The organism is Edaphosphingomonas laterariae, from assembly GCF_900188165.1.
Lineage (GTDB): Bacteria > Pseudomonadota > Alphaproteobacteria > Sphingomonadales > Sphingomonadaceae > Sphingomonas_E > Sphingomonas_E laterariae.
In genome coordinates this window covers 526,803-535,323 of the sequence record NZ_FZOS01000001.1, presented here as the reverse complement: position 1 = coordinate 535,323, position 8,521 = coordinate 526,803, and the positions used below count along the sequence as shown (strand labels likewise).

The following is an 8,521-nucleotide window of genomic DNA, read 5'->3' as shown; positions in this document are numbered from 1 at the left end:
CTTCGGGCTACGCCCTCACGCCACTCCCCCCGGCATGTAACACCGTGGCCTGGTTTTACGCCGCCGAATGGCCGACTTTTGCTCCGCCGTTGACAGAAGCGCGCCGCCAGACGGAGATGTCGCTTCAGGATTATCTGCGCGATTGTCGCGGCGATCCCCTGATGTATGCCAGCGCGCCGGAACGATTGCTTGCGGCAATCGGCGAACCCACGATCATCGATACCGCGCGCGACCAGCGGCTCGGGCGGGTTTTCATGAACCGCACGATCCGTATCTACCCCAGCTTTGCCGAATTTTACGGGATGGAAGAAACGATCGAGCAGATCGTGTCCTTCTTCCGCCATGCCTCGCAGGGGTTGGAGGAGCGCAAGCAGATCCTCTATCTGCTGGGCCCCGTTGGCGGCGGCAAATCATCGCTGGCCGAACGGCTGAAGGCGCTGATGGAGGTCCATCCGATCTATGCGCTGAAGGCGGGCGACGAGATCAGCCCGGTGTTCGAAAGCCCGCTCGCTCTGTTCGACCCGGACGAGAATGGCGCGGCGATCGAGGATCAATATGGCATCCCGCGGCGGCGCCTGTCGGGCCTTGTCAGCCCATGGTGTCGCAAGCGGCTCGACGATTTCGGCGGAGACATATCGCGCTTCAAGGTGGTGCGCCTGATGCCATCGCGCACGCACCAGATCGGCATCGCCAAGACCGAGCCCGGCGACGAGAATAATCAGGACATTTCGTCGCTGGTCGGCAAGGTCGACATCCGGAAGCTGGAGCTGTTGTCGCAGAACGACCCCGATGCCTACAGCTATTCGGGCGGCCTCAACCGCGCCAATCAGGGCATTCTCGAATTTGTCGAGATGTTCAAGGCGCCGATCAAGATGCTCCACCCGCTGCTGACGGCGACGCAGGAGGGCAATTATATCGGCACGGAGAATATCGGGGCCATTCCCTTCTCCGGCATCATCATGGCCCACTCGAACGAATCCGAATGGCAGAATTTCAAGAACAACAAGAATAACGAAGCCTTCATCGACCGCATCTTCGTGATCAAGGTGCCGTATTGCCTGCGCGCCACCGAGGAGCGGGAGATCTACGAGAAATTGCTGCGCGGTTCCGATCTGTCCAAGGCGCCCTGCGCGCCGGGCACGCTGGATATGCTGGCCCGCTTCGCGGTGCTGACGCGGCTACGCGAGCATGAGAATTCCAACCTCTATTCCAAGATGCGCGTCTATGACGGGGAAACGATGCGCGAGGTCGATCCCCGCGCCAAAAGCCAGCAGGAATATAAGGATGCGGCCGGCGTGGACGAAGGCATGGCCGGCGTTTCGACGCGCTTTGCCTTCAAGGCGCTTTCCGCCACCTTCAACCATGACACGACCGAAGTTGCCGCCGATCCCGTGCATCTGATGTATGTGCTGGAACGGATGGTGCGGCACGAACAACTGCCGGCCGAAACCGAGACACGGTATCTCGAATTCGTGAAGGGCGATCTGGCGCCGCGTTATGCCGAATTCATCGGTAACGAAATCCAGAAGGCCTATCTCGAATCCTACCATGATTACGGCCAGAACCTGTTCGACCGCTATGTCGCTTATGCCGACGCGTGGATCGAGGATCTCGATTTCAAGGATCCCGATACCGGGCAACTGCTCGATCGCGAGGTGATCAATCAGGAGCTTTCGAAGATCGAGAAGCCGGCGGGCATCGCCAATCCCAAGGATTTCCGTAACGAGGTGGTGAAGTTCGCGCTGCGCATGCGGGCGAGCAATCAGGGGCGGAACCCTTCATGGACCTCCTATGAGAAGATCCGTGACGTGATCGAACGGCGGATGTTCAGCCAGGTCGAAGATCTGCTGCCGGTGATCAGCTTCGGTTCGAAGAAGGACAGCGAGACCGAGAAGAAGCATGACGAGTTCGTCGAGCGCATGGTGGCGCGCGGTTATACCGAGCGGCAGGTCCGGCGCCTCGTGGAATGGTATATGCGCGTGAAGCAGGCGGGGTGAAGGAGGCGGGCGCAGCCGGCAGATGCACGTAATCGACCGACGCCTAAACCCGGGCGGCAAGAGCCTGGTCAACCGCCAGCGCTTTCTGCGGCGGGCAAGGGCGCTGGTTCAGCGTGCGGTGCGCGATAGCCTGAAGGATCGCAGCATCAAGGGCATCGACCAGGAGGGCGAGGTGACGATCGTCCGCGATGGCGTGCACGAACCGACGCTTCATCGGTCCGGCCAGGGCGGCAATCGCGAATATGTGCTGCCGGGCAATCGCGAATATGTTTCGGGCGATCAGATCGACAGGCCCCAGCAGGGCGGCGGGGGCGGATCGTCGGCGGGCGATGGCGATGGCGAGGACGAGTTCCGCTTCATGCTGTCGCGCGAGGAGTTTCTGGAGCTTTTCCTCGACGATCTCGAACTGCCCGACCTCGCCAAGCGTCGGCTGACGGGGGGCGAAATCGAAGGGGTGCGCCGGGCGGGCTTCAAGACGTCGGGCTCGCCGGCCAGCCTGTCGATCCCGCGATCGATGCGCAACGCGATGTCGCGGCGGCTGGCGCTGCGTCGGCCGAGCCGTGCGGAGCTTCAGCGGCTGGAAGATGAGATCGCGCTGGTCGAGGCGCGCAACCCGCCGGAGCCCGGCGATGCGGCGTTGCTGGAACGCCTGCGCGAGGAACGCGACCATGTGGTCCGCCGCCGCTCGCTGATCTCCTACATCGATCCGATCGACCTGCGGTACCGCCGTTATGAGGAGGTGCCCAAGCCCGTCGCGCAGGCGGTGATGTTCTGCCTGATGGACGTATCGGGTTCGATGACCGAGCATATGAAGGATCTCGCCAAGCGTTTCTTCGCGCTGCTCCACCTCTTTCTGTCGCGCAGCTATCGCCATGTCGACGTCGTCTTCATCCGCCACACCGACCGGGCGGAGGAGGTGGACGAAGATACCTTCTTCTACAGCCGCGAGACCGGGGGCACGCTGGTTTCCAGCGCGCTGGACAAGGCCGTCGAGATCATTCGCGCCCGATACCGGCCGGACGACTGGAACATCTATGTCGCGCAGGCGTCCGACGGCGACAATCTGACGCAGGACAATCCCCGTACGATCGCGCTGCTGCAGGATCAGATTCTGCCGATCGTCCAATATGCCGCCTATCTGGAGGTCGGGCGGGAGGAAGACCCCATGGCGGGCGGCACCATCGCCAGCGATAGCGACCTTTGGCAGGCCTATGTGACGGTGCAGGCCCCCAAGGGCCGTTTCGTGATGCGCAAGGTGCATCACCGTCGCGAGATTTACCCCGTGTTCCGGGAACTGTTCCAAAGGCGCGGGGTCGGCGTGCGGGGAGGGGCGGCATGACGGTAAAATCCGCGACGCCGCTGTTCGAGGGCCATGACTGGGATTTCGGGCTGATCCAGCGGATCTACGATGCCGTCGAGCAGGTTGCTGTCGGCGAAATGGGGCTCGACACATATCCCAACCAGATCGAGGTGATCACGGCGGAGCAGATGCTCGACGCTTATTCGTCCACGGGCATGCCGCTCTTCTACAAACACTGGTCGTTCGGGAAGCAGTTTTTGTCGAACGAGATGTTGTACCGCAAGGGCGTGCGCGGCCTGGCTTATGAACTGGTGATCAATTCCGATCCCTGCATCAGCTACATCATGGAAGAAAACAGCGTGACGATGCAGACCATCGTCATCGCGCACGCGGCCTTCGGGCATAATCACTTCTTCAAGAACAATTATGCGTTCAAGCAATGGACGGATGCCGAGGGCATTCTCGATTATCTCGAATTCGCCAAGCGCTATATCGCGGACTGCGAGGAACGCTATGGCCATGATCGCGTCGAACATCTGCTCGATGCCGCCCATGCGCTGATGCATCAGGGCATCCACCGCTATCCGCGCGTGCGCGCCCGCGATCTCAAGGCCGAAGCCGCGCGCGAGGCGGAGCGCCATGCCTATCAGGAGCGCATCTACGACGATTTGTGGCGCACGCTGCCGCGCGGGAAGGCCGAAGCCGTCGTGCCCGCCGACGAACGCGCGCGGGCGCTGCAATTGCCGCAGGAGAATATCCTGTATTTCCTGGAGAAGTTCGGGCCGCGGCTGGAACCGTGGCAGCGCGAAATCCTGCGGATCATCCGCCTGATCGCGCAATATTTCTACCCGCAGCGTCAGACCAAGCTGATGAACGAGGGCGCCGCGACCTGGACGCATTATACGATCCTCACGAAGCTGCACGAACGTGGGCAGTTGACCGACGGCGCGTTCCTGGAATTCCTCCAGTCGCACACCAATGTCGTCCACCAGCCGACCTTCGATTCCGGCCATTATGGCGGCATCAACCCCTATGCGCTGGGCTTTGGCATGATGCGCGATATCGAACGGATCTGCGTGGCGCCGACCGAGGAGGACAGCGTCTGGTTTCCCGATATAGCGGGCTCGGGCGATCCGGTGGGCGTGTTGAAGGATATCTGGGCGAATTATCGCGATGAAAGCTTCGTCGCCCAGTTCCTCAGTCCGCGCCTGATCCGCGAGTGGCGGCTTTTCAAGCTGGATGATCAGCAGCAGGCGCCCAAGTTGCGGGTCGATGCGATCCATGACGAACGCGGTTATCGCGAGATCCGCCGCGCGCTGATGCGGCATTATGATATCGGCTGGCAGGAACCGACGATCCAGATCGTCGATGTCGATCTTGCCGGCGATCGTCGGCTGATGCTGGAACATGACGTGAATGACGGCGTGCTGCTGGCTGCGGCCGACGCGGAACGGGTGTTGCAGCATCTGGCCAACCTCTGGGGATATGAAGTCTGCCTGACGGAGAAGGATCGGGAGACGGGCAAGGAACTGAAGCAGCACCGCGCCCAGCCGTTCGCCGCTGGCCTTGAATAACCCACGCTACCGCCCTTCGGCGCGGCGCGGCGGGTTCCTTTTCGGCGCGGTCCGCGCTATGGAATGGTTACGGATTTGGAGCGCGCCATGCCGATGCGGGAGGCATGGTCTGCCCCCTGCCAACAGGCCGATTTCGGTCGTTTGGCGCAACCGGTTGAGCCCTCGGGGGGTGGACATGTGACGATCCGGCCGGAACGCGCGGATCGGGCGAGACGGCAGGAGTTGGCCTCCATGCTCACGACCAAGGACCCGACGGAACTTCTGGAACGCGCGGAAATGCATGAGCAACTGGCTGCGGCGACGGATGATGGCCCCGCACGCAAGATGCATCAGGCGATGGCGGCCGAATATCGGCGTCGCGCGGCCGAGGCAGGCAATGTCCAGATTATCCCGCCCGCCGGATCGGACCCCATCATTCGCCTGAGCGCTGTCGCACGCTGACGGCAAGCGGCGTTTGGGATTGGCGGGCCGGCCTGTATGCTGGCGCGGCAACCGGCGGATGCGCCGGCGCGCGGCAGCTTCAAGGGGGCGCCTGTGACCGGAACGATCATCGATCAGCCTGATGCCGAAAGGCGGGCAGGGCTGTTTCGCCGTGGCCTTTCCGCATGGTTCGGCATCGCGTTGTGGAAACGGATCCTGTTTGCGCTGGTGCTGGGGACGATCGCGGGCCTCGCATGGGGGGAGGGCGCCGGCCAGATCAAGTGGATCGGCGATATCTTCGTGCGGTTGATCCGCATGCTGGTGGTGCCGCTGGTCTTCCTCACCATCGCGTCGGGCGTCGCCGAACTTGCCGATCCCAGGCGGCTGGGCAGCATCGGCATCAAGACGATCGGCATGTATGTCTTCACCACCATATTGGCGGTGACGGTGGGGCTGGTGGCCGCCACGCTGATCCAGCCGGGTGCTGGCGCTGATTTCCAGAACGCCGTTCCACGCGCGGTGGCCGCGCCCAAGGATACCGGGCAGATGTTCATGGACATCGTGCCGATGAACCCGTTTCAGGCCATGGCGAACGGCGATACGCTGGCGGTGATCTTCTTCGCCTTGCTGATCGGCGCCGGCGTGGTCGCCGCGGGGGAGGTGGCCGATCCGGTTCGTCGCCTGCTCGCCGGCGGATCGCAGGTGATGCTCAAGATCGTCGGCTTCGTGATGGAGGTCGCGCCGTTCGGCGTGTTCGCGCTGATCGCCGTCGTGGTGGGCGCCAATGGCCCGGAAACCTTCGTCAGCATCCTGAAACTGGCGCTGTGCGTGCTGGCGGGCGCCATGTTCCAGACCTTCATTGTCCATGGCGGCGTCGTGCGGCTGCTGGCATGGTTGCCGGTGGCGCCCTTCTTCCGCGGGATTGCCGACGCGATCATGGTGGGCTTTTCCACCTCGTCCAGCTCGGCGACGCTGCCGGTGGCGATCCGGGTTGCCGAAAATAATCTCGGCGTGTCGCATCCGGTCGCGTCCACCGTCCTGCCTTTGGGGGCCACGATCGGCATGGATGGCGCGGCCATGTATGTCGCGATGCTCAGCCTGTTCGCCGCGCAGGCGTTCGGCGTCCCGCTCGATCTGGCCGATTATCTGGTGATCGCGGCGACCACCACGATCGTCGCGATGGGCGTGGCGCCGGTGCCTTCGGGATCGCTCTTCGTGCTGGCGGCCGTGTTTGCCGCCATCGGCATCGGCCCGGAACAGACGGCGATCGTCGTCGGCTTCATCCTGCCGTTCGACCGCATTCTCGATATGATGCGCACCGTGCCGAACGTCACCGCCGATCTTGCCATCGCAACCACCGTCGCGCGCTGGGAAAAGGAGCTCGACGTCGAAACCTACCAGCGGACGGCCGGCTAGAGCGATTCTTGAGCGGATGGGATGATCCGCTGACTCGCAACCGCTCCGGGCCGTCCGCCGGCCCTGCGATCAGAAGCCGCTTTCGCCCTGGAACAGCGTTTCGGTGTGTCCGCCGATCCAGATCAGCGGGCCGTCGCCGCGCTCCACCCGGATGCGCCCGCTACGGCCGAGCCGCGTGCCCTGCGCCGCCAGATAGCGATCGGTGGCGCGGCCGCTGGCGAACAGCCATTGCGCGACCGAGGCATTGAGGCTGCCGGTGACCGGATCTTCGATCAGCCCGCCATGCTGGTCGCTGAAGAAGGCCCGCAATTCCCAGGCGATCGGATGGCCGGCGGGATGCGGGCCGACCACGCCGATTTCCACCCGTCGCGGAAAATGCCGCGCCGGTTCGAGCGCGAGAACCGCGTCCGCCGATTCCAGCATGATGGCGATCCAGCCGGGGCCGTTGTCAGCCCAGGATGCATCGACGATCTGATCGGCGCGGATGCCCAGGATCTCTGCCGTTTCGGCAAGAAGGTCCGGCGCCACCGGGCCGTCGCGCAGCAGCGGCGGGGCCGCGAAGGCAAGGCCAGCGGCATCGCGGCGCAGCGCGACGAGGCCGGCGCCGCATTCCTGCACGATCCGGTCCGCCTGCTTGGGCTTGCCGCCGGCGGCAAGCCACGCATGGGCCGTGCCCAGCGTCGGATGGCCGGCAAAGGGCAGTTCGCGCTCCAGCGTGAAGATGCGCACGCGATAATCGGCATCCATATCGGTGGGCGGCAGCAGGAAGGTCGTTTCGGACAGGTTGAGCCACTGCGTGATCCGCTGCATCGTCGCGGTATCGAGCACCTCGTCCGCGTCGGTGACCACCGCGACGGGATTGCCGGTGAACGGCCCTTCGCCGAAAACGTCAATCAGCTGAAACGGGTAGGGCATGAACGGGTCTCCTGTTGGCGAAATGGCGGGCGCTGGCCACGCAGATGGCGATGGCGACGGTGACGGCGATGATCGACGCTCCTATGGGCTCGCGCAGCACGGCGGCGGCGGCGGCCAGCCCGATCAGCGGCTGGAAGAGCTGCAACTGGCCGACGCTGGCGATGCCGCCGAGTGCGAGCCCGCGATACCAGAAAAAGAAGCCGATCAGCATGCTGAACAGGGCGACATAAGCGAGCCCCGCCCAGGCAGGGGCGCTGACGGCCGCCCAGGATGGCGACGGCAGAGCGGCCAGCAGCGCGATCATCACGGGCAGGGATAGCACCAGCGCCCAGCAGATCACCTGCCACCCGCCCAGCCGGCGCGACAGCACGGCGCCTTCGGCATAGCCGAGGCCGCAGATCAGGATGGCGCCGAACATCAGCAGATCGCCCGCGCCGGGCAGGCCGGCGCCGCCGCTGAGCGCGAATATGCCGACGATCAGGCTGCCGAGCGTGGCGAACAGCCAGAAGAGCGCACTGGGCCGTTCGCCACCGCGCAAGACCGCGAAGGATGCGGTGGCGAGCGGCAGCAGGCCGGTAAAGACGATCGAGTGCGCGGTGCTCATCCGTTCAAGGGCAAGCGCCGACAGCAATGGAAAGCCGACGACCACGCCGATCGCCACGATCATCAGCGGGCCGATGTCCGAACGCCGGGGCAGCGGCTGGCGCAGCACGCGCAGCATGGCGAGGGCGAGGATGCCGGCGATCGCGGCGCGTGCGGCGGTCAGGTAAACCGGGTCGAAATCGGCGATCGCGACGCGGGTCGCCGGCAGGGATCCACCGAATATCAGCACGCCCGTCAGGCCGTTGATCCAGCCGCTTGTCTTGCTGTCCATCATTCCATCCACGAAAATCTCGTAC

At 64.1% G+C, this 8,521-nt stretch carries 7 protein-coding genes; 5 read left to right on the top strand and 2 right to left on the bottom strand.

Annotation, left to right across the window (positions count from 1 at the left end):
- Nucleotides 1–89 precede the first annotated feature (89 nt).
- From CHB74_RS02380 to CHB74_RS02360, 5 genes are all read left to right on the top strand, one after another.
- The gene (locus CHB74_RS02380; protein ID WP_218821365.1) at nucleotides 90–1,997 is read left to right on the top strand and encodes a PrkA family serine protein kinase; all 1,908 of its coding nucleotides are present in this window, start codon (nucleotides 90–92) and stop codon (nucleotides 1,995–1,997) included.
- A 22-nt stretch (nucleotides 1,998–2,019) separates the two neighbouring features.
- Entirely contained in the window at nucleotides 2,020–3,336 is a 1,317-nt protein-coding gene (locus tag CHB74_RS02375; RefSeq protein ID WP_089217959.1) for a YeaH/YhbH family protein, read from the top strand.
- Nucleotides 3,333–4,871, top strand: a complete 1,539-nt coding sequence (locus CHB74_RS02370) for a SpoVR family protein (protein WP_089217958.1) — start codon at nucleotides 3,333–3,335, stop codon at nucleotides 4,869–4,871. Before CHB74_RS02375 ends, CHB74_RS02370 begins: the two co-directional genes overlap by 4 nt.
- A 177-nt stretch (nucleotides 4,872–5,048) precedes the next feature.
- On the top strand, nucleotides 5,049–5,312 hold the full coding sequence (locus tag CHB74_RS02365; RefSeq protein ID WP_144033693.1) for a hypothetical protein: 264 nt from the start codon (nucleotides 5,049–5,051) through the stop codon (nucleotides 5,310–5,312).
- Nucleotides 5,313–5,405: 93 nt separating this feature from the next.
- Nucleotides 5,406–6,707, top strand: a complete 1,302-nt coding sequence (locus CHB74_RS02360) for a dicarboxylate/amino acid:cation symporter (protein WP_245842544.1) — start codon at nucleotides 5,406–5,408, stop codon at nucleotides 6,705–6,707.
- A 69-nt stretch (nucleotides 6,708–6,776) separates the two neighbouring features.
- On the opposite strand, the gene CHB74_RS02355 is transcribed toward CHB74_RS02360, so the two are convergent.
- Nucleotides 6,777–7,622, bottom strand: a complete 846-nt coding sequence (locus CHB74_RS02355; RefSeq protein WP_089217955.1) for a PhzF family phenazine biosynthesis protein — start codon at nucleotides 7,620–7,622, stop codon at nucleotides 6,777–6,779.
- Nucleotides 7,597–8,496, bottom strand: a complete 900-nt coding sequence (locus CHB74_RS02350; RefSeq protein WP_089218024.1) for a DMT family transporter — start codon at nucleotides 8,494–8,496, stop codon at nucleotides 7,597–7,599. Before CHB74_RS02350 ends, CHB74_RS02355 begins: the two co-directional genes overlap by 26 nt.
- Between the last annotated feature and the right edge of the window lie 25 nt (nucleotides 8,497–8,521).

Bases quoted from the DNA above. Each gene is read 5' to 3' on its own strand.
- CHB74_RS02355 (WP_089217955.1), bottom strand. From the start codon at position 7,622: ATGCCCTACCCGTTTCAGCTGATTGACGTTTTCGGCGAAGGGCCGTTC.
- CHB74_RS02375 (WP_089217959.1), top strand. From the start codon at position 2,020: ATGCACGTAATCGACCGACGCCTAAACCCGGGCGGCAAGAGCCTGGTC.
- CHB74_RS02350 (WP_089218024.1), bottom strand. From the start codon at position 8,496: ATGGACAGCAAGACAAGCGGCTGGATCAACGGCCTGACGGGCGTGCTG.
- CHB74_RS02370 (WP_089217958.1), top strand. From the start codon at position 3,333: ATGACGGTAAAATCCGCGACGCCGCTGTTCGAGGGCCATGACTGGGAT.